This window comes from Allobosea sp. RIT-PG3_2, assembly GCF_057321085.1.
This window is the reverse complement of the sequence record NZ_JBXWCA010000008.1, coordinates 196,611-214,712: the sequence shown is the minus strand read 5'-3', so window position 1 is coordinate 214,712 and position 18,102 is coordinate 196,611. Positions and strand designations below refer to the sequence as shown.

Below are 18,102 nucleotides of genomic sequence, written 5' to 3'. Positions count from 1 at the left end.
GCCCGACCTCATCAAACGGTTTCGTGCTCGCGGAGCAGCACGCTGGCGAGGCGATGGACGCGCTCGGCCAGGTCGCGACAGACCGCGAGGCTGAATTCCGGCACGGTGTGGAGCAGTTCGAAGAACAGATCCTTCGGAATCCTCAGCGCCAGAACCGGCGTCCGCGCACTGACCGTGCCGATGAAGGGCTGGCCGCTGAGCAGCGACACGTCGCCGGTGATGCTGCCGGCGTCCTTCTGGAACCGCCGCCCCTCGCCATCCTCGCGCGGCTGCGAGAATTCGACCTCGCCCTCGAGAATGACGTAGACGCCGTCCAGCCGATCCTTCTGGCTGATCAGCGTCGCGCCCGCCTCGAAATGCAGTCTTTCGCCCATCAGCGCGACGAGCTTGAGCCGCGAAGCGGGCATGTCGCGAAACAGCGGCAGGCCGCGCAGGCAGCTGAGATCGGTTTCCAGACTCATGATCGCGCCTCCATTCGCCGGGCATCCGCGAAGCGCGATGCCAGGTCGTCGGCATCGTTGGCAGCCTCGGGCGCCCCACCCGCTTCGACCGTGCCGGTCGCGCCATGGAACACGACCTGCATCGGAACATCCTCGACGAGAGTAGCATCTCCCAACAGAAGAAACAGCGTCATTCCAGCGCAATAGCTCCGCAGCCGGGCGACGATCTTCTCCGGCTCGTCGGAGATCGCCAGCAGGGCCGAGATGTCGAGAACGGCGATCTGCGGCGCCTTGACCAGGGCCTGAACCAGGGGAATGGCGTGCAGCAGCCGCGTCGGCAGATAACGCCCGCGGATGCCGCTCTCGGTATCCAGCCCGAGACGATAGAGTGCCTCCCCGAGCCCCGAGCGCTCCAGCGCCTGCAGCACGATCTCCGCCACCTTGCGGCCCGCATCGGGAATGCCGTAGCCGATGCGGCCGAACATCAGGTTGTCGCGGACGCTCGCGCCGAGCATGACCTTGTCCGGAGCATAGAAATCCACATCGGCAGCGGCATCCGCCGGCAGATGCTTGCGGAAGCTTTCGCGTGCCCTGAGGATGCGGCGCTCGAGCCGTTCGTCGATCTGGTTCAACCGATGCTTCGGCTCGATATAGCCGAGCGCCAGCGCCACCAGATCGCGCTCCGTCTCCTGGTCGAGCGGGCTCCGCATATCGTGCTTGGCCAGGATATCCGCCAATTCGTTCAGGCGCTCGAAATCGAAGTTCTCTCCGAAGGAATAGCGTTCAAACAGCGCATGGCCCTGGGGCAGCCCGGCAAAGATCTCGACGACCGTGGCGACGATCCGCCCGCCCATTTCGGCCAACGGCTCGACGAGGGCCTCCGCCTTGAGGATCGAGTGGGCATAGGGCTCGAAAAGCAGCGTCGCATTGTCGAACCGGGCGCTGGTCCGCGTTCCGAAGATCAGGTTCTCGGCGATCGAGGCGTTCCGGTTGTAGCGATCGAGCACGAAGGGCTCGATCAGCCCGCCGAGCTTGATGCGCTCCAGCTCCGCCGCGACGACGCGCCGGGCGGTGATGATGCGCTCGGTCGCCTGCTCGCTCACCGGCGGCATCACCTTGCCTCCCAGGCCGAGCTCGAACACGTCCCGCGTGCAGCCGAACACGTCGAGCAGCTCGCGCACCCGCGCCGCGAGCTCGGCTGCATCGGCGACCCCGACGCCCTCATAATCCGTCCAGTCCGCCTCGAACGGAAACGGCGAGTTGCCCGAGCGAACCGCCTCGACGAAACGGCGATGCTCCTCGGTCGAGACGGGCCCTTCGGATTTGAGGTTCGGCCGGCGCCGCCTCAACGGCAACAGGATGTTGTCGCGCATCGTCCCCGCGATGACCTCGGCCTCGTCGCCCGAATAGCCGATGAGATGGCTAGCCCGCTCGACCGACATGTCGGCGAGCAGCTCGCCGTCTATGACGACGCGGCCGGTATAGTTCGTCGCCTGCCGTCCGAGGATGCGGCCGAGCATATCCCGGCCGCCGCCATGCGGACCGATGACCGCGACGATGCCGGGGCGCTGCAGGCTGAACGAAAGCGGCGTGAGCAGCGGCTGGCTGCGATTGTCCAGCATCTGCACGGCTTCCAGCCGGATCTCGCCCTTGGGCGGCAGGGGCGAGCAGCCATTTGCCTCGTCGAGGACGAGCGTGTCGTCACTGTTGAACTGGGAGATGACCTGATCGTACTTGATCGTCACGTCGTTGCGCTGCTGGTCCCAGTCGATCAGCTCCTTGATCGGCGGCGGCAGGTCCCGATAGGCCGCGATCACCGCCACGAGCTGGCCGATGTCGAGGCGCCCCTGCAGCGCGAAATAGCCTCCGATCGCGTAGAAGAAGAACGGCGTGACCTGAGCCAGCAGATTGTTCAGGAACTTGACCGCGAATTTGCGCTTGTAGAGCGCGTAGCGGATGTCGAAGAGCCGCCCCAGCCGCCCCGCGATGTCGGACTGGACATAGGCGGTCGCGCCATGCCCCTGGATCATCGGCCCGGCATCGACGATCTCGCCGATCCTGCCTGCGAGCTGGCGCGAGGCGATCTGGCGCTCGCGGCCGAGCCGTAGCTGCTCCCGGCGCAAGATCGGGATGATGATCGCCTGAGCGAGCACGATCAGCAGCGCGATCGACCCCAGCCAGAAGCTCTGCGCCATGATGAAGGCAAGCGCGGTCAAGGCCTGGCTGAGCAGGAAGACCGGCTGGATGAAGGCGTCGCCGACGAAGCCGCCGATCGGCTCGACCTCGTCCTTGATCATGCTGGCGATCTCGGCCGGCTTGACGGCCCGGATCTCCTCCGGGCGGAAGCGCATCAGCTGGCTGAACAGGTCGTAGCGCATGCGCCGCAGCATGCGTTCGCCGAGGATGCCCTTGCGGACGTTGACGATATATTTGAAGGCGCCGTTGATCAGGACCAGCAGCAGGAAATAGCTGGAGAGCCCCATGAGAAGCCCGACCTGACCGACCTGGAAGCCCTCGGATATCTTGTAGCTCGCGCCGCCCAGCCACGCTGGCAGATGGAGGGTGAACTCCATGAAGGTGGCGGTCATCTTGCCGTTCCTGAAAGCCCCGCCCTGGATGGCGTCGTTGACGATCCGCTTGGGGACGTCGAAGGAGGCCCAGTTGAAGGGGATCGAGACAACGATGATCAGCAGGACGATGATCTGCTCGCCGCGACTCTTCTGCCAGATATAACGGAAGAGGTTGGATTCCAAAGGGCAATCCTGTCGCGAACGCCGGTGGCGTTGTCATGCCGGGGCCGAACCCCTGAAAGCGACCATATGTGGTGAGGTTGCGGCAGAGTGCAATGCGGGCCACCTTGGGTGGCCGCCCGGTCCGGGCGGCATCCGGGGGGAGAAGTGAGCCGTCTATCGTTCCGCGCGGCCCGTGGCTGCGCCGCCGTCATCTGCGCCGTCGCCGCGATCCTTGCCCCGCCCGCGGGCTCTGCACAGCCGGAGACCACGCCCGACAACGCGTCCATTCCGCTGCATGATAGCTTCGATCAAACCGGTTTCGCGCCCGAAGGCGGGCTTTTCTACAAGCAGAACTTCGAGCAGCGCGCGGGCCGGGTCGTTTTCGGAGATTCCGCGCCCCTTCGCGGCACGGGCGCCTTGAGTCTCACGGCGACGGGGGCTTGCCTGCCCCAGACCATTGGCTGCAGCGAGCGGGCCGAGGTCTGGGAACGCCCCGAGGTTCTGGTCCCCTATCGCAGCACGGTCTGGTACGGACTTGCGCTGCGCCTCGACGACCCGCTGCCGCAGGATGATCGCAGATATGTGATCGCGCAGTGGAAGCGCGAGATCATTCCGATGGCCGAGGGCGATTATTCGCCGTTCCTTGCGATCCGGCTCTACCGGGGGAGCCTCGGCATCACCGTCGAGACGGACCGCGTGCCCTCTTATCCGATCGGAGGCCCGGAAAGACGGGATGGCTGCCGCCCCGGCGAAGCGCTCGTGCTGGACCGCCCGCAGGCCCGTCAGACACGCGCTCTGGTGGCGATAGAAGCCGGCGCGGTGCGGGAGAATTATCCCAGCTATTTCAACGCCTGCGCGCCGGACATCCAGGTCACGCACCATGCCGATCTGCCTCCCGCGCAGAAGGGCTGGATCGATTTCGTCATCCGCTCGCAGCCCGGCCCTCGAGGGAACGGACATGTCGACGTCATGGCGGACGGCGTGCGGATCGTGACGATACGCGGACATATCGGCCATAGCGGCCCCGGCCTCGATACGAACCAGTACTTCAAGTTCGGTCCCTATCGTGCGCCGGCCCACTTGCCCTGGAGCGTCAGCTACGACGACTTCCGTCGCGGACCCCGTTGCAGCGATGTCATCCGTCTCGGGCAATGCCCGCTCGAATGACCGGATTTGTCGAAACTCGTTGGCAAGGCGGAACTTTCGACGTCTAGTGACGTCACGTAAAAAGCGGACGGTTCCGGGGCGTCGTCAGTTCGATCATGGATATTCTGCGCATCAGTGATCTGCGTATCGGCTTCACCGTTCATGGCCTCGACCGCGAGGTGGTGAAGGGGGCGAGCCTGCGCGTGCCGGCCGGCAAGACGGTCGCGCTGGTGGGCGAGTCCGGCTCCGGCAAATCGGTGATTTCGCAGGCCATCATGGGCCTGCTGCCCCGCGCCGGCGCGGTGACCGGTGGCGAGATCCTGTTCCGAGACCCGCTGGCGCCCGAGACGGTGATCGATATCGCCGCCCTGCCCTCCGAAGGGCCGGAGATCCGGGCGCTGCGCGGTGGACGCATCGGCATGATCTTCCAGGAGCCGATGTCCTCGCTCTCGCCGGTCCACACCATCGGCAACCAGATCGAAGAGGCCCTGCAGCTGCATCGGCCGATGCCGAAGGCCGAGGCGCGCGGCCTGATCGAGGCCATGCTGAAGCGCGTCGGCTTCAAGAATCCGCATCGCGCCTACGGGCTTTATTCCTTCGAGTTGTCGGGCGGCCTGCGCCAGCGCGCCATGCTGGCCATGGCGCTGATCTGCCAGCCGGCGCTGCTGATCGCCGACGAGCCGACCACGGCGCTCGACGTGACCATCCAGGCCCAGGTGCTCGACCTGATGCGCGATCTCCAGGCCGAGATGGGCATGGCGATCCTGCTCATCACCCATGATCTCGGAGTCGTCGCCAACATGGCCGACGAGGTGGTGGTGATCTTCCACGGCGAGATCATGGAGCGCGGCCCGGTCGAGGACATCTTCCGCCGCCCGCGCCACCCCTATCTCAAGGCGCTCCTCAACGCCTCGCCGCATTTCGACATGCAGGAGGGCGAGCGCCTCGTCGCGCTGCGTGAGGCGAGGGCCCGGCCCGTGGCAGCCCCTCGCCCGGAGTCTCGGCCGGCTTCCGACAGCGCCCCATTGCTGCGCGTCCGCAACCTCCACAAGACCTATGTCACCGGCTCGCGCAGCTTCTTCGGCAAGGGCACGCTGAGCACGGTGAAGGCGGTCGATAATGTCGGCTTCGACATCCGTCGCGGTGAGTGTCTCGGGCTCGTCGGGGAGAGCGGCTGCGGCAAGACGACGGTCAGCAAGATCATCATGCGCGCGGTCACCGCCGATTCCGGCGAGGTGATCTTCGACGACGGCCAGGAAAGAGTCGACGTGCTCGGGCTCCGGGGCGAGGCGTTGCGCGACTTCCGCCCGCGCATCCAGATGATCTTCCAGGACCCGGTCTCGTCGCTCTCGCCGCGCATGACGGTGATGAACATCCTGCGCGAACCGCTGGCCATCCACGACCGGGGCGACTCGGCGGCGCAGGACGAACGCGTCAGGTCGCTGATGCAGGATGTCGGGCTCGATGTCCGCTTCCTCAACCGCTATCCGCATTCCTTCTCCGGCGGCCAGCGCCAGCGCATCGGCATCGCCCGCGCCCTCGCGCTCGATCCGGAACTGATCATCTGCGACGAGCCCGTCTCGGCGCTCGACGTCTCCGTCCAGGCCCAGATCCTCAACCTGCTCAAGGACCTTCAGGCCGAGCGGGGGCTGACCTTCCTGTTCATCTCCCACAATCTCGCGGTGGTGAACTACATGGCGGACCGTATCGCGGTGATGGCCAATGGCCACATCGTCGAGCTGGCGCCGCGCCATACGCTCTTCACCCGGCCCGTCCATCCCTATACCAAGGCGCTGCTGCGCTCGGTGCCCTTCGCCGATCTCGACCGCAAGCTCGACTTCAAGCTCGCCGCCCCGGGCGGTGCCTCCGACGACAGCCATTGGGGCGACGCCTTCCGGGTCGGCTCCGATGCCTCCGCCTTGACACATCTGCCGCTCGGCGAGGGTCATTACGTCCTCGCGCGGCTCAATGCCGATGTCCGGGAGATGGTCCCATGACCTCGCGCCATCCGAAGACGACGCGCCGCGGCGCCTTGCTCCTGGGTACGGCCGCCCTGGCCGCGACCGCGCTGCCGCGCCGCCCGCTCGCCCAGCAGAACCCGCCCGCGCCGATCGACAGCCGCTTCTTCGCCGACAAGGTCGCGGCCGGCTCGCTGCCGCCGGTGACGCAGCGCCTGCCCGCCCCTCCCCGCATCATCGAGCTTGAAAAGCTCGGGCGCACCCCGGGCCGCCACGGCGGCAACATCCGCATGCTGATGGGCGACCAGCGCGACGTCCGGATGATGACGCTCTACGGCTATACGCGCCTGATGGTCTACGACGACAATCTCGAGCTGGTGCCGGACGTGCTCGAGAGCTGCGAAGTCCAGGACGGCCGTATCTTCACGCTGCGCCTGCGCGCCGGGCACCGCTGGTCCGACGGCTCGCCCTTCACCACCGAGGATTTCCGCTATTGGTGGGAAGATATCGCCAACAACCAGCGCCTCTCGCCCGGCGGCCCGCCGCAGGCATTGCTCGCGGGCGGCAACGCGCCTCTCTTCGAGGTGCTGAGCCCCACCGAAGTCCGCTACAGCTGGGATGCGCCCAACCCGATCTTTCTGCCGGCCCTGGCAGGGGCACAGCCTACCTACATCTTCATGCCCTCGGCCTATCTCAAGCAGTTCCATGAGCGCCATGCGGCCAAGCACGAGCTGGCCCAGCGGATCAAGGAGAACCGCGTCCGCGACTGGGGCGCGCTGCACGAACGCCTGTCGCGCATGTATCGGCCGGAGAACCCAAAGCTGCCGACGCTGGAGCCCTGGCGCAACACCACGCCGCTGCCGGCCGAGCAGTTCGTCTTCGAGCGCAACGCCTTCTTCCATCGCGTCGACGAGAAGGGACGGCAACTGCCCTATGCCGATCAGGTCACGCTGACGATTGGGACGAGTTCGCTGATCCCGGCCAAGGCCGCCGCCGGAGAGGCCGATTTGCAGGCCCGCTATCTCCGCTTCGACAACTACACCTTCCTGAAGGAGGCCTCGAAACGGATGAACTTCGAGGTCAAGCTCTGGAAGCGGGCAGAGGGCGCCTATTTCTCCCTGATGCCGAACCTGAACGCCATCGACCCGGTCTGGCGCGACCTCAACCGCGATGTCCGCTATCGCCGCGCCATCTCGGTCGCGATCAACCGGGCGGACGTCAACAAGGTCATCTTCTTCGGGCTTGCGAGGGAGAGCGGCAACACGGCCCTGCCCGAGAGCCCGCTCTACGACGCCACTCTCGCCTCGCTCTGGACCCAGCACGATCCGGCGCTGGCAAACCGGCTTCTCGACGAGATCGGCCTGACGAAGCGCGACGACGACGGCGTGCGCCTGCTCTCGGACGGCCGCAGGCTCGAATTCACCATCGAGACGGCAGGCGAGAACACCGAGGAGACCGACATCCTCGATCTGCTCAAGCAGGACTTCTTCAATGTCGGCATGAAGATCTATCCGCGCTCCACCCAGCGCGACGTCTTCCGCCGCCGCATCGTCGCCGGCCAGACCGTGATGTCGGCCTGGGCCGGCATGGACAACGCCCTCGTCACCTCGGACATGGAGCCCGACGCGCTGGCTCCGACATCCTCGGCGCAGTTCCAGTGGCCGCGCTGGGGGCAGTTCATCGAGAGCAGCGGCCGCGAGGGCGAACGGCCGGCCGTGCCCGAAGCGAACGAGCTGGTGCGGCTCTACGAGGAATGGCGCATGAGCTCGACGCGCGACCAGCGCCGCGCGATCTGGCGCAAGATGCTGGTGATCAACGCCGAGCAGGTGTTTACCATCGGCGTCATCAACAGCACGCTGCAGCCGATCGTCGTCTCCCGCGACCTGCGCAACGTGCCGGACAAAGGTCTCTACAGCTTCGAGCCCGGCGCCTTCATCGGCCGCTACATGCCGGACACCTTCTGGTTCGACCGGCCAGAGACCGATCGGCAAGCGACCAAGGGCTGATCCGTGCTGTTTCGCTACATCCTCAAGCGCATCCTGATCATGATCCCGACGCTGCTGGTCACCAGCGCGCTGATCTTCACTGTGATCAACCTGCCCGAGGGCGACTATTTCGAGACCCTCGCGGCCGAGATGCAGGCCCAGGGCGAAAAGGCCGATATGAGCCGCATCGAGTTCCTGAAACAGGAATACGGCTTCGACCGGCCCCCCGTCGAACGCTATTTCCGCTGGGTCACGGGCCTGCTCCAGGGCGATATGGGTTATTCCTTCGAGTATCAGCGGCCGGTCAGGGAGATCGTCGGCGATCGCCTGCTGCTGACGATGCTGGTCTCCTTCGCCACGATCATCTTCACCTGGGTCGTGGCATTCCCGATCGGCATCTACTCGGCCACGCATCAATATAGCTGGGGCGATTACGGGCTGACCTTCATCGGGCTCATCGGCCTCGCGGTGCCGCATTTCCTGCTGGCGCTGGTCTTCATGTATTTCGCCAATGTCTGGTTCGGCACCTCGATCGGCGGGCTCGTCGACCCCCACTACCTCAACCAGCCGATGAGCTGGGCCAAGCTCAGATCCGTGCTGGAGCACCTCTGGATCCCGGTCATCATCATCGGCGCCGGCGGCACCGCCGGCATGATCCGGGCGCTGCGCGCCAACCTGCTCGACGAGTTGCAGAAGCAGTACTACGTCACCGCCCGCGCCAAGGGCCTGCCGCCCGGCAAGGCGCTGCGGAAATATCCGCTGCGCATGTCGCTCAACTTCTTCATCTCGGACATCGGCGACATCCTGCCCTCGATCGTCTCTGGCGCCGAGGTCGTCGCCATCGTGCTGTCACTGCAGACCACCGGCCCGCTGCTGATCAGGGCGCTGCAAAGCCAGGACATGTATCTCGCCGGCTCCTTCCTGATGTTCCTGTCCTTCCTGACCGTGATCGGCGTGCTGATCTCAGATATCGCGCTCGCCATCCTCGATCCGCGAATCCGCCTGCAGGGGACTGCGACCAAGTGACGGCGAACTCGCTCAGTACGCTCCCCCCGGACGGCGCGCCCTTGCCGCACGCGGCCTCGACCGCGCCGTTCGAGCCCTATGCCACCGAGCACATGACGCCGGAGCAGGAGCGGGTCTACCTCGCCTCGCAATGGCAGCTGATGTGGTGGAAGTTCCGCAAGCACAAGCTCGCGGTCATCTCCGCCTTTGTCATCCTGGTGATCTACGCGATGGCGGCCTTCGCCGAATTCCTCGCGCCCTATCACTACACGACGCGCAATACCGACTTCATCCGCGCGCCCAGCCAGAGCGTGCATCTCTTCCATGAAGGCAGCTTCATCGGGCCGTTCGTCTACCCGTACAAGATGCAGCTCAACATGGAGAACCTGAAGCGCGAATACGAAGTCGACGACACGCGCCCGCAGAAGCTGCGCTTCTTCTGCCGCGGCGACGACAGCTACATGTTCTGGGGCATGATCCCGGGCAATCTGCGCCTGGTCTGCCCGCCGAAGGACGGCACCTTCTTCTTCCTCGGCTCCGACCGGCTGGGCCGCGACATGCTCTCGCGCATCCTCTATGGCGGGCGGATCTCGCTCTCCATCGGCCTGCTCGGCGTCTCCGTCTCATTCGTCCTCGGCGTCATCATCGGCGGCATCGCCGGCTATTACGGCGGCCGGGTCGATCTCGTCGTCCAGCGCATCATAGAGATCGTGCAGTCGCTGCCGCATATCCCGCTCTGGCTGGCGCTCGCCTCGATCATGCCGCCGTCATGGAGCCCGCTGGTGGTCTATTTCGGCATCACCATCATCCTCGGCCTGATGGACTGGACGGGGCTCGCGCGCTCGGTCCGCTCCAAGCTGCTGTCGCTGCGCGAGGAGGATTATGTCGTCGCCGCCCAGTTGATGGGCGCGAAGCCCGCCCGCATCATCGGCCTGCATCTCGTGCCGGGCTTCATGAGCCATCTCATCGCCTCGGCGACGATCACCATCCCGAAGACCATTCTCGGCGAAACCGCGCTCTCCTTCCTCGGCCTCGGACTCAGGCCCCCGATCACCAGCTGGGGCGTGATGCTGAACGAGGCGCAGAACATCAACGTGGTGGCGCTTTATCCCTGGCTGCTCTATCCGGTCGTGCCCGTGATCGTGATCATCCTCGCCTTCAACTTCCTCGGCGACGGCCTGCGCGACGCTGCCGACCCCTATCGCTGACCGATCGCCTTTCGCAGAACCATCTTGCGCATCGCATTCCACACCCCGCTCAACCTGTTCGACGATGGCGGCGTCTCCGGCGACCGGCGCATGGCGCGCCAGCTCGTCGCCGCGTTGGAGATGTTGGGTCACGTCGTCGAGCCCGTCCGGACGAGGCGAGGCTATATGCGCAGCGCGGAGCGGACCTGCTTCGATCATCATTGCGACGAGGCGCACCGGCTGCGCGAAGGCCTGCTGGCAGGCTATCGCGCCGGCGCGCCGCGCCCCGATCTCTGGTTCACCTATCACAACTATTATCGCGCACCGGACCTGCTCGGCCCCGAGATCGCGGCCGCCCTCGACATCCCCTATGTCACGGCGGAGGCGAGCGACTCCGAACGGCGTGCCTTCGACGAGTGGAGCGCCCAGACCGAGATCGTCCGTCGCGGCCTCTCGGCGGGGGATGTCCATTTCTACTTCACCGACCGCGATCGCCAGGGCCTCGAACCCTGGCGCCAGCCCGGCACCGCCCTGCTTGAGCTCCCGCCCTTCATCGCATTCGAGAACGAGCCTCCTCGGCCGCGCGACCATGCCGGCCCGCCGCGCCTGATCACCATCGCCATGATGCGAGAGGGTACGAAGCAGGCCAGCTATCTGGCGCTGGCCCGCATTCTCCACCGCATCCCCGGCGAGGATTGGCGGCTGAGCATCGTTGGCGATGGCCGCCAGAGAACCGAGATCGAGCAGGCCTTCGCCGACCTGCCGCCGGGTCGCATCGACTGGCTCGGCCTGATTCCGCGCGAGCAGGCCCTCGACGAGCTGGCAAGGCACGACATCTTCGTCTGGCCGGGCATGCGTGAGGCCTATGGCCTGGTCTATCTCGAGGCGCAGGCGGTGGGGCTGCCCGTCGTCGCCTTCGACAGCGGCGGCGTATCCGCGACCGTCATGGCGGGGCAGACGGCCCTCCTGGCTCCGGAAGGCGATGAGGCGGCCTTCGCCGACGCCCTCACCGCGCTGCTGCGCGACAAGGGCCGGCGCGAGCGGATGGGAACGGCCGCGCGGCGCTTCGTGCTGGAGGAGCGCACGACGGCGCGCGCCGCTAGGACGCTGGCCGAGGGGCTAGACCTTGCCTGTCGTCACCGCCTCGACAAGCTCAAAGCCGTCAGGCCTGCGGCATCATGAGCGAAACGCACTGGCAGGCACTCTCGCAGGAGCTCGACAACTGGCAGTTTGCCGGCCGGCAGCTCCGAATCTGGCTCCGCGACGACGACGCGATCGCCCCGAGCCGGGCGCTGACGCGGCTCTCGGGTTTGGCCGAGCGCCATGGCGCCCCCGTGCTGCTGGCCGTCATTCCGATGCTGGCCGAACCGGCCCTCGCTTCGGCCTTGCGCGCAATGCCCCTGCTGCGCCCCTGCCAGCACGGCGTCTGGCATCGCAATCATGCCCCTGGAGGCGCCAAGAAGTCGGAATTCGGCATCGAGCGCGAGGCGCAGATCGTCGACGGCGAGATCGCGCAGGGGCGCGACCGTCTCCACGACCTGATCCGCAGCGATACCCTGCCGATCTTCGTGCCGCCATGGAATCGTATCGACCCCAGCCACGCCGCCCGCCTCGGCAGCCTGGGCTTTTCCGGATTGTCCTGCTTTCGCGGCTATCGCCACGGCCCGGCGGGCGGCCCCCGGCTGCTCAATACGCATGTCGATGTGATGGACTGGCATGGCGGCCGCATCGGGCGCCGTCCGGACGAGCTCCTGCCTGAAATCGCCGCGCTGCTCACGGGGATGCGGGAAAGCGGCTCGGAGCGGACGGCCACGCTCGGCCTGCTTCTCCATCACCGCGATCACGACGAAAACGCCTGGGCCGTCCTCGACGATGTCCTGCGTCTTGCCGCCGCTCATCCCGCCATCCGCCTGGCCGATCCGGCCACGCTCCTTTCCCCCGTCGCAGTCGCTTCGCATCAGCCGATGTAATCACTGCGCGAAGCGGCAGGCCGGGCTTGGTAGACAGAGATCGCCGCGCTATAAGCCCCTTAGAATTGTCTGCAGCTGCGTTCGTCCTCGCCAAGAGGTCGTCTGGCCTTTGTGGGGGGCGGCGTCCGATGTCTTCCAACGTCGTCGATCTGGCCGGAGCCGAAAGGGCCCCGCGCAGTTCGCATGCTCCGCGCGTGCTGATCTACAGCCACGATACCTTCGGGCTCGGCCATATCCGCCGCTGCCGGGCCATCGCCAACGCGCTGATCGCGAGCTTCCCGCACATCTCGGTCATCATCGTCTCCGGCTCCTCGGTGGTCTCGAGCTTCCAGTTCGGCGACGGCATCGACTATGTCCGCATTCCCGGCATCGAGAAGCAGAGCGATGGCCGCTACGAGCCGCACCACCTCAATCTCGATCTGAGCGACACGCTCCGCCTCCGCTCCGACATCATCAAGCAGACCGTGCTGTCCTTCGACCCCGATGTGGTCATCGTCGACAAGGAGCCCGTCGGCCTGCGCGGCGAACTGAAGCCGTCGCTCGACATCCTGCGCCGCCGCGGCGCGCGCATCGTTCTGGGTCTGCGCGATGTCCTCGACGATCCCGCCACATTGTTGGAAGAGTGGCGTCACAGCGGGGCGCTCGAAGCGCTCGACACCATCTATGACGACATCTTCGTCTACGGGCTCGAGGATATCTACCAGCCGCTCGCCGGCCTGCCCGATCAGGATCGCTTCGCCGAGAAGACCCGCTATTTGGGTTATCTGAAGCGCGCCGTCCCAAGTCCGATGCCGCCCAACCGCTACCCGCGGATCACCAAGCAGCCCTTCATCCTCGTCACGCCCGGTGGCGGCGGCGACGGTGCCGGCGTGATCGACTGGGTGATCTCGGCCTATGAGGCCGACCCGACCATCGCGCTTCCGGCGCTGATCGTCTTCGGGCCGTTCATGTCCCGCGAGAAGCGCAAGGATTTCGCCGAGCGGATCGCTCGGAACCCGAAGCTGGAAGGGCTCGGCTTCGAGCCCCGTCTCGAATTGCTGATGAATCGCGCGCACTGCGTCGTGGCGATGGGCGGCTACAACACCTTCTGCGAAATCCTCTCCTTCGACAAACCGGCCCTGATCGTGCCGCGCGTGAAGCCGCGCCTCGAACAGGCGATCCGCGCGCAGCGCGCCGATGAGCTCAGCCTGATCGAAATGCTCTGCGACCCCTCCCAGACCGGCGAAGGCGAGCGCGATCCGCTCGTTATGGCCGCCGCCCTGCATGCCCTGCCGAAGCGGCAGCCGCCCTCCCAGGCCTTCGTTCCCGATCTGCTCGAAGGGCTGCCGGCGCTCAGCCGGGCACTCGCCGACGACCTGTCGCAGCCGGTGCGCGGCCGCGCCCTCGCGCAAAGCGCTGCGACGAGCTGACCCAGCCTCGCGACGTCACGCCGCTGGCCAATGCTCAAGCGCCGTTCTAGAGGCTGTCTCCCATGACGTTTTCGAACACTCTCGTTTCCGTGGCTGTCGGCGCCGTCGCCATCGTGCTGCTGCTCGGCCTCGTCAACATGCTGCGGGGCGGCAGCGCCAACACCTCGCAGAGGCTGATGCGGCTGCGCGTCGTGCTGCAGTTCGTCGCCATCATCCTCATCGTCATCGTGCTCTGGTGGCGCAACGGCTGACGCGACTGCGACCTTTCGCCTAACAGACTGATATTATTTGAATTTCAAGCACATGAAGGTGTGGACGAGACCTCGGATCGAGCGGCTCCGCCACATTCCGGACACGAGTGTGTGTGCTTCACTAACGCCTGCCTGCCCTCTCATCGCCGAAGGCCCATGGTTCGCGTCGCGTTGCTGCTTCTTGCCGTTTGCCTGCCCGTCTTGTCCGCTGCCGCGCAGACCCGCTCCCTGTCCGGCAGCGTCTCCAGCTACGCTCCGGCGACCGAAGCGCCCGCCCCGGCCTGGGAAGCGCGCATCGGCGCCGGCCTCGCCAATCCCAAGGGGCGCGAGAGCGGACTGCTGAACATGGGGGCGGAACTGCTCACGCCCCGTCTGATCCCGCTGCAGGACCGCATCGCCGCAGCCTTCATCCCACGCTTCAACCTGGGCACCAGCCTGAACGTGAACGGCACGCGCTACGCCTATGCCGGCGCGACCTGGACCTTCGACGTCACGCGGGATGTCTTCGTCGAGGCCAGCCTCGGCGCTGCCCTGAACGACGGCAAGACCGGCGCGGTCGTCCCCGAGAATCGCCTCAACCTCGGCTGCAACACCGGAACGCGCGAGGCCGCGGCTCTCGGCGTAAGGCTGTCCGACCGATGGAGCCTCGTCACCACGCTCGAGCATTACAGCACGGCCGGCTGTTCCGACCGGACAGGCTCCTCCACGCGCGGGCCGGCCAATATCGGCGCCCGGCTCGGCTATACTTTTTAGCGGACGGACCGCGCGGAAACCGCGCTTCCGTCTTGTCGAGGCCGCGCTATAAGCGTGGCATGGTCAAGCTCAACCGCATCTACACCCGCACCGGCGACGACGGCACGACAGGGCTGACGGCCGGTCCGCGCCGCCCGAAATACGACCTGCGGGTCGCGGCCTACGGCACGGTCGACGAGACCAATGCCTGCATCGGCCTGGCGCGCCTTCACGCTGCGGCGGAGGACGCCGAGGTCGACGCCATGCTCGGCCGCGTCAGCAACGATCTCTTCGACCTCGGCGCGGACCTCTCCACGCCGGAGACCGATAAGCCCCTCGCCTTCGAGCCGCTGCGGATCGTCCAGGCACAGGTCGACCGTCTCGAGACCGAGATCGACCGGATGAACGAGAGCCTCAGCCCCCTGCGCTCCTTCGTGCTGCCCGGGGGAACGCCCGCGGCGACGCATCTGCATCTCGCCCGCACCGTCAGCCGCAGGGCCGAGCGGCTGATGACCGAACTCGCCGCGACGGAAGACGAAGCAGTCGGCGCGCCCGCGCTCAAATACATCAATCGCCTCTCGGACTTCCTGTTCGTCGCCTCCCGCTTTCTCAATGCGAAGGCCGGCGGGGACGTTCTCTGGGTGCCCGGCCAGAACCGCTGAGGCGCGCATGTTCGTCCCCCTGCATGACGGCGTGCCGCTGCGCTTCATGCGAACGCCCTACATCACCTACGGACTGATCTGCGCCTGCATCGGCGCCCAGATCGCGCTGCGCTTCTGGCCCGGGGAGGCGGGCGATCTCGCGATCATGGCGGGCTTCGGGATGATCCCCTCGGTCCTGTTCGGCACGGCGCAGTTGCCGGAAGGCCTCGCCCATCTGCCGCCCTGGCTGACGCTGTTCAGCAATGTGCTGCTTCACGCCAATCTGGCGCACCTGATCGGCAACATGCTGTTCCTCTGGGTCTTCGGCGACAATGTCGAGGACGCTATGGGTCATGCCCGCTTCCTCCTGTTCTTCTTCCTCTGCGGCCTCGGCGGCTCGGTCATCCATGCCGGGATGTATCCGGATTCGGAGCAGCCGCTGATCGGCGCCTCCGGTGCGATTTCCGGCGTCATCGCCTCCTATCTGATGCTCTATCCCCAGGTCCGCATCTGGGGCGTCGCCTTCAACTGGATCCCGATCCACGTCCCGGCGATGTACGCGCTCGGCGGCTGGATTCTGCTTCAGGCAGGTTCCGCCTGGTTCGAAACCCAGGGCAATGTCGGCTGGTGGGCGCATCTCGGCGGTCTCGCCACCGGAGCAGTGCTGACGCCGCTGTTCATCCACCGCAGCGTGCCCCTGTTCGGCCGGCGCCCCATCGGTGGGTGAAGCCGCGCGGTTTTGCCCCTCGGCCCCGGCATTGGATGGCGTTGACAAGCGCAAACGGGCGTCGTTACGGTCCGTCCGCATTCCAGCCGAGGGCCGCGATGCCGCCATCAAGCCGTCTCCGGCGGCGCGGCGCGCGGCGCATCTCTTCTGAACGGTGATCTGACGATGAAGATCTTGGTGCCCGTGAAGCGGGTGGTTGATTACAACGTGAAGATCCGCGTGAAGGCGGACGGTTCGGGCGTCGAGCTTGCGAATGTGAAGATGTCGATGAACCCGTTCGACGAGATCGCGGTGGAAGAGGCGTTGCGCCTGAAGGAAGCCGGCAAGGCGACCGAGGTGGTGGTGGTCTCGATCGGCCCGGCGCAAGCGGCCGAGACGATCCGCACCGGTCTGGCGATGGGCGCCGATCGCGGCATCCTGGTGAAGGTCGACGGCATCGTCGAGCCGCTTGCCGTGGCCAAGCTGCTGCAGAAGCTGGTCGAGCAGGAAGGCCCCGGCCTCGTCATCCTCGGCAAGCAGGCGATCGACGACGACGCCAACCAGACCGGCCAGATGCTGGCCGCGCTGCTGGGCTGGCCGCAGGGCACGTTCGCCTCGAAGGTCGAGCTCGGCGCGGACAATGTCGACGTCACCCGCGAGGTCGATGGCGGCCTGCAGACGGTCAGCTTGAAGCTGCCGGCGATCGTCACCACCGATCTGCGCCTGAACGAGCCGCGCTATGCCTCGCTGCCCAACATCATGAAGGCGAAGAAGAAGCCGCTCGACGAGACCACGGCCGAGACGCTGGGCGTCGATGTGAGCCCCCGCCTGAAGGTTCTGAAGACGGTCGAGCCGGCCGGCCGCTCCGCCGGCATCAAGGTGGCCTCGGCCGCCGAACTCGTCTCCAAGCTCAAGACCGCCGGGGTGATCTGATGACCACGCTGCTGATCGCCGATCACGACAACGTCTCGATCAAGGACGCCACCGCCAAGGCGCTGAGCGCGGCTTCCCAGCTCGGCGGCCCCGTCCATATCCTCGTCGCCGGTGAAGGCGCCAAGGCAGCCGCCGACGCGGCTGCCAAGCTCGCCGGCGTCGAGAAGGTGCTGCTCGCCGACGACGCGGCCTATGGCCATGCGCTGGCCGAGCCGCTCGCTGCGCTGATCGTCAAGCTCGCCGATGGCTACGACGCGATCGTCGCGCCCTCGACCACCACCGGCAAGAACGTGCTGCCGCGCGTCGCCGCGCTGCTCGACGTGATGCAGGTCTCGGACGTGACCAAGGTGGTCTCCCCCGACACCTTCGAGCGCCCGGTCTATGCCGGCAACGCCATCCAGACGGTGCAGTCCACGGACGCCAAGAAGCTGCTGACCATCCGCACCGCCTCCTTCCAGGCGGCCGGCGAAGGCGGCGCGGCCACGGTCGAGACGGTCTCCGCGGCCGAGAACCCCGGCAACTCGTCCTTCAAGGGCGAGGAGGTCGCCAAGTCCGACCGTCCGGAGCTGGCTTCGGCCAAGATCATCATCTCGGGCGGGCGCGCACTCGCCTCCTCGGAGAACTTCACCAAGGTGATCGAGCCGGTCGCCGACCGGCTCGGCGCCGCGATGGGCGCCTCTCGCGCCGCGGTCGACGCCGGCTACGCACCGAACGACTGGCAGGTCGGCCAGACCGGCAAGGTCGTGGCCCCCGAACTCTACATCGCGGTCGGCATTTCCGGCGCGATCCAGCATCTCGCCGGCATGAAGGATAGCAAGGTCATCGTCGCCATCAACAAGGACGAGGAGGCCCCGATCTTCCAGATCGCCGATTACGGCCTCGTCGGCGACCTCTTCACTATCCTGCCCGAACTCGACGCAGAACTCGCCAAGGCCGGCAAGTAACCAAGGCTATCAATTCCGGGCCGCCTCAGCGCGGCCCGTTCCGCTCCCACGGGAGCACAAGAA

General features: G+C 66.4%; 16 protein-coding genes. 14 read left to right on the top strand and 2 right to left on the bottom strand.

All coding sequences use genetic code 11. The features are described 5' to 3' along the window. Nucleotides 1–11: 11 nt before the first annotated feature. Together AC2FAN_RS21535 and AC2FAN_RS21530 are read right to left on the bottom strand one after the other, a co-directional pair. Entirely contained in the window at nt 12–461 is a 450-nt protein-coding gene (locus tag AC2FAN_RS21535) for a Crp/Fnr family transcriptional regulator (RefSeq protein WP_265050185.1), read from the bottom strand. Then, nucleotides 458–3,193, bottom strand: coding sequence for an ABC transporter transmembrane domain-containing protein (locus AC2FAN_RS21530; protein WP_485176242.1), 2,736 nt, complete (start codon nt 3,191–3,193; stop codon nt 458–460). The genes AC2FAN_RS21535 and AC2FAN_RS21530 overlap by 4 nt, the downstream gene beginning before the upstream one ends. 144 nt (nt 3,194–3,337) lie before the next feature. Between AC2FAN_RS21530 and AC2FAN_RS21525 the strand changes: the two genes are divergently transcribed. The 14 genes from AC2FAN_RS21525 to AC2FAN_RS21460 all read left to right on the top strand — a co-directional run bounded on the left by AC2FAN_RS21525 (nt 3,338) and on the right by AC2FAN_RS21460 (nt 18,039). Then, on the top strand, nt 3,338–4,339 hold the full coding sequence (locus tag AC2FAN_RS21525; RefSeq protein ID WP_485176241.1) for a polysaccharide lyase family 20 protein: 1,002 nt from the start codon (nt 3,338–3,340) through the stop codon (nt 4,337–4,339). A 95-nt stretch (nt 4,340–4,434) separates the two neighbouring features. Continuing rightward, nucleotides 4,435–6,315: an ABC transporter ATP-binding protein gene (locus tag AC2FAN_RS21520; protein WP_485176240.1), complete on the top strand. Its 1,881-nt coding sequence runs from the start codon at nt 4,435–4,437 to the stop codon at nt 6,313–6,315. Beyond that, nucleotides 6,312–8,282 carry an ABC transporter substrate-binding protein gene (locus AC2FAN_RS21515; protein WP_485176239.1) on the top strand — a complete coding sequence of 657 codons (1,971 nt, stop codon included), beginning with the start codon at nt 6,312–6,314 and terminating at the stop codon, nt 8,280–8,282. The genes AC2FAN_RS21520 and AC2FAN_RS21515 overlap by 4 nt, the downstream gene beginning before the upstream one ends. 6 nt (nt 8,283–8,288) lie before the next feature. Continuing rightward, complete coding sequence (locus AC2FAN_RS21510; RefSeq protein ID WP_265054918.1) at nt 8,289–9,287, top strand: ABC transporter permease; 999 nt, start codon at nt 8,289–8,291, stop codon at nt 9,285–9,287. A 41-nt stretch (nt 9,288–9,328) separates the two neighbouring features. Further along, nucleotides 9,329–10,474: an ABC transporter permease gene (locus AC2FAN_RS21505; RefSeq protein ID WP_265050190.1), complete on the top strand. Its 1,146-nt coding sequence runs from the start codon at nt 9,329–9,331 to the stop codon at nt 10,472–10,474. Between the two features lie 24 nt (nt 10,475–10,498). Then, nucleotides 10,499–11,635, top strand: a complete 1,137-nt coding sequence (locus AC2FAN_RS21500; protein WP_485176238.1) for a glycosyltransferase family 4 protein — start codon at nt 10,499–10,501, stop codon at nt 11,633–11,635. After that, the gene (locus AC2FAN_RS21495) at nt 11,632–12,423 is read left to right on the top strand and encodes a polysaccharide deacetylase family protein (RefSeq protein WP_485176237.1); all 792 of its coding nucleotides are present in this window, start codon (nt 11,632–11,634) and stop codon (nt 12,421–12,423) included. Before AC2FAN_RS21500 ends, AC2FAN_RS21495 begins: the two co-directional genes overlap by 4 nt. A gap of 128 nt (nt 12,424–12,551) precedes the next feature. Further along, complete coding sequence (locus AC2FAN_RS21490) at nt 12,552–13,832, top strand: glycosyltransferase family protein (RefSeq protein ID WP_485176236.1); 1,281 nt, start codon at nt 12,552–12,554, stop codon at nt 13,830–13,832. A 62-nt stretch (nt 13,833–13,894) separates the two neighbouring features. After that, nucleotides 13,895–14,083, top strand: a complete 189-nt coding sequence (locus AC2FAN_RS21485) for a twin transmembrane helix small protein (RefSeq protein ID WP_265050194.1) — start codon at nt 13,895–13,897, stop codon at nt 14,081–14,083. Nucleotides 14,084–14,239: 156 nt separating this feature from the next. Beyond that, nucleotides 14,240–14,836, top strand: a complete 597-nt coding sequence (locus AC2FAN_RS21480) for an acyloxyacyl hydrolase (RefSeq protein ID WP_265050195.1) — start codon at nt 14,240–14,242, stop codon at nt 14,834–14,836. Between the two features lie 59 nt (nt 14,837–14,895). Next, complete coding sequence (locus AC2FAN_RS21475; RefSeq protein ID WP_485176235.1) at nt 14,896–15,477, top strand: cob(I)yrinic acid a,c-diamide adenosyltransferase; 582 nt, start codon at nt 14,896–14,898, stop codon at nt 15,475–15,477. Between the two features lie 7 nt (nt 15,478–15,484). Next, entirely contained in the window at nt 15,485–16,183 is a 699-nt protein-coding gene (locus AC2FAN_RS21470; RefSeq protein ID WP_485176234.1) for a rhomboid family intramembrane serine protease, read from the top strand. Between the two features lie 165 nt (nt 16,184–16,348). Next, nucleotides 16,349–17,095: an electron transfer flavoprotein subunit beta/FixA family protein gene (locus tag AC2FAN_RS21465; protein WP_485176233.1), complete on the top strand. Its 747-nt coding sequence runs from the start codon at nt 16,349–16,351 to the stop codon at nt 17,093–17,095. Then, nucleotides 17,095–18,039, top strand: coding sequence for an electron transfer flavoprotein subunit alpha/FixB family protein (locus AC2FAN_RS21460; RefSeq protein WP_485176232.1), 945 nt, complete (start codon nt 17,095–17,097; stop codon nt 18,037–18,039). The genes AC2FAN_RS21465 and AC2FAN_RS21460 overlap by 1 nt, the downstream gene beginning before the upstream one ends. Nucleotides 18,040–18,102 lie beyond the last annotated feature (63 nt).

What these genes read in the sequence shown, in the direction of transcription:
- AC2FAN_RS21535 (WP_265050185.1), bottom strand. Translation starts at nt 461, where the DNA reads ATGAGTCTGGAAACCGATCTCAGCTGCCTGCGCGGCCTGCCGCTGTTT.
- AC2FAN_RS21520 (WP_485176240.1), top strand. Translation starts at nt 4,435, where the DNA reads ATGGATATTCTGCGCATCAGTGATCTGCGTATCGGCTTCACCGTTCAT.
- AC2FAN_RS21515 (WP_485176239.1), top strand. Translation starts at nt 6,312, where the DNA reads ATGACCTCGCGCCATCCGAAGACGACGCGCCGCGGCGCCTTGCTCCTG.
- AC2FAN_RS21495 (WP_485176237.1), top strand. Translation starts at nt 11,632, where the DNA reads ATGAGCGAAACGCACTGGCAGGCACTCTCGCAGGAGCTCGACAACTGG.
- AC2FAN_RS21490 (WP_485176236.1), top strand. Translation starts at nt 12,552, where the DNA reads ATGTCTTCCAACGTCGTCGATCTGGCCGGAGCCGAAAGGGCCCCGCGC.
- AC2FAN_RS21485 (WP_265050194.1), top strand. Translation starts at nt 13,895, where the DNA reads ATGACGTTTTCGAACACTCTCGTTTCCGTGGCTGTCGGCGCCGTCGCC.
- AC2FAN_RS21480 (WP_265050195.1), top strand. Translation starts at nt 14,240, where the DNA reads ATGGTTCGCGTCGCGTTGCTGCTTCTTGCCGTTTGCCTGCCCGTCTTG.
- AC2FAN_RS21475 (WP_485176235.1), top strand. Translation starts at nt 14,896, where the DNA reads ATGGTCAAGCTCAACCGCATCTACACCCGCACCGGCGACGACGGCACG.
- AC2FAN_RS21470 (WP_485176234.1), top strand. Translation starts at nt 15,485, where the DNA reads ATGTTCGTCCCCCTGCATGACGGCGTGCCGCTGCGCTTCATGCGAACG.
- AC2FAN_RS21465 (WP_485176233.1), top strand. Translation starts at nt 16,349, where the DNA reads ATGAAGATCTTGGTGCCCGTGAAGCGGGTGGTTGATTACAACGTGAAG.
- AC2FAN_RS21460 (WP_485176232.1), top strand. Translation starts at nt 17,095, where the DNA reads ATGACCACGCTGCTGATCGCCGATCACGACAACGTCTCGATCAAGGAC.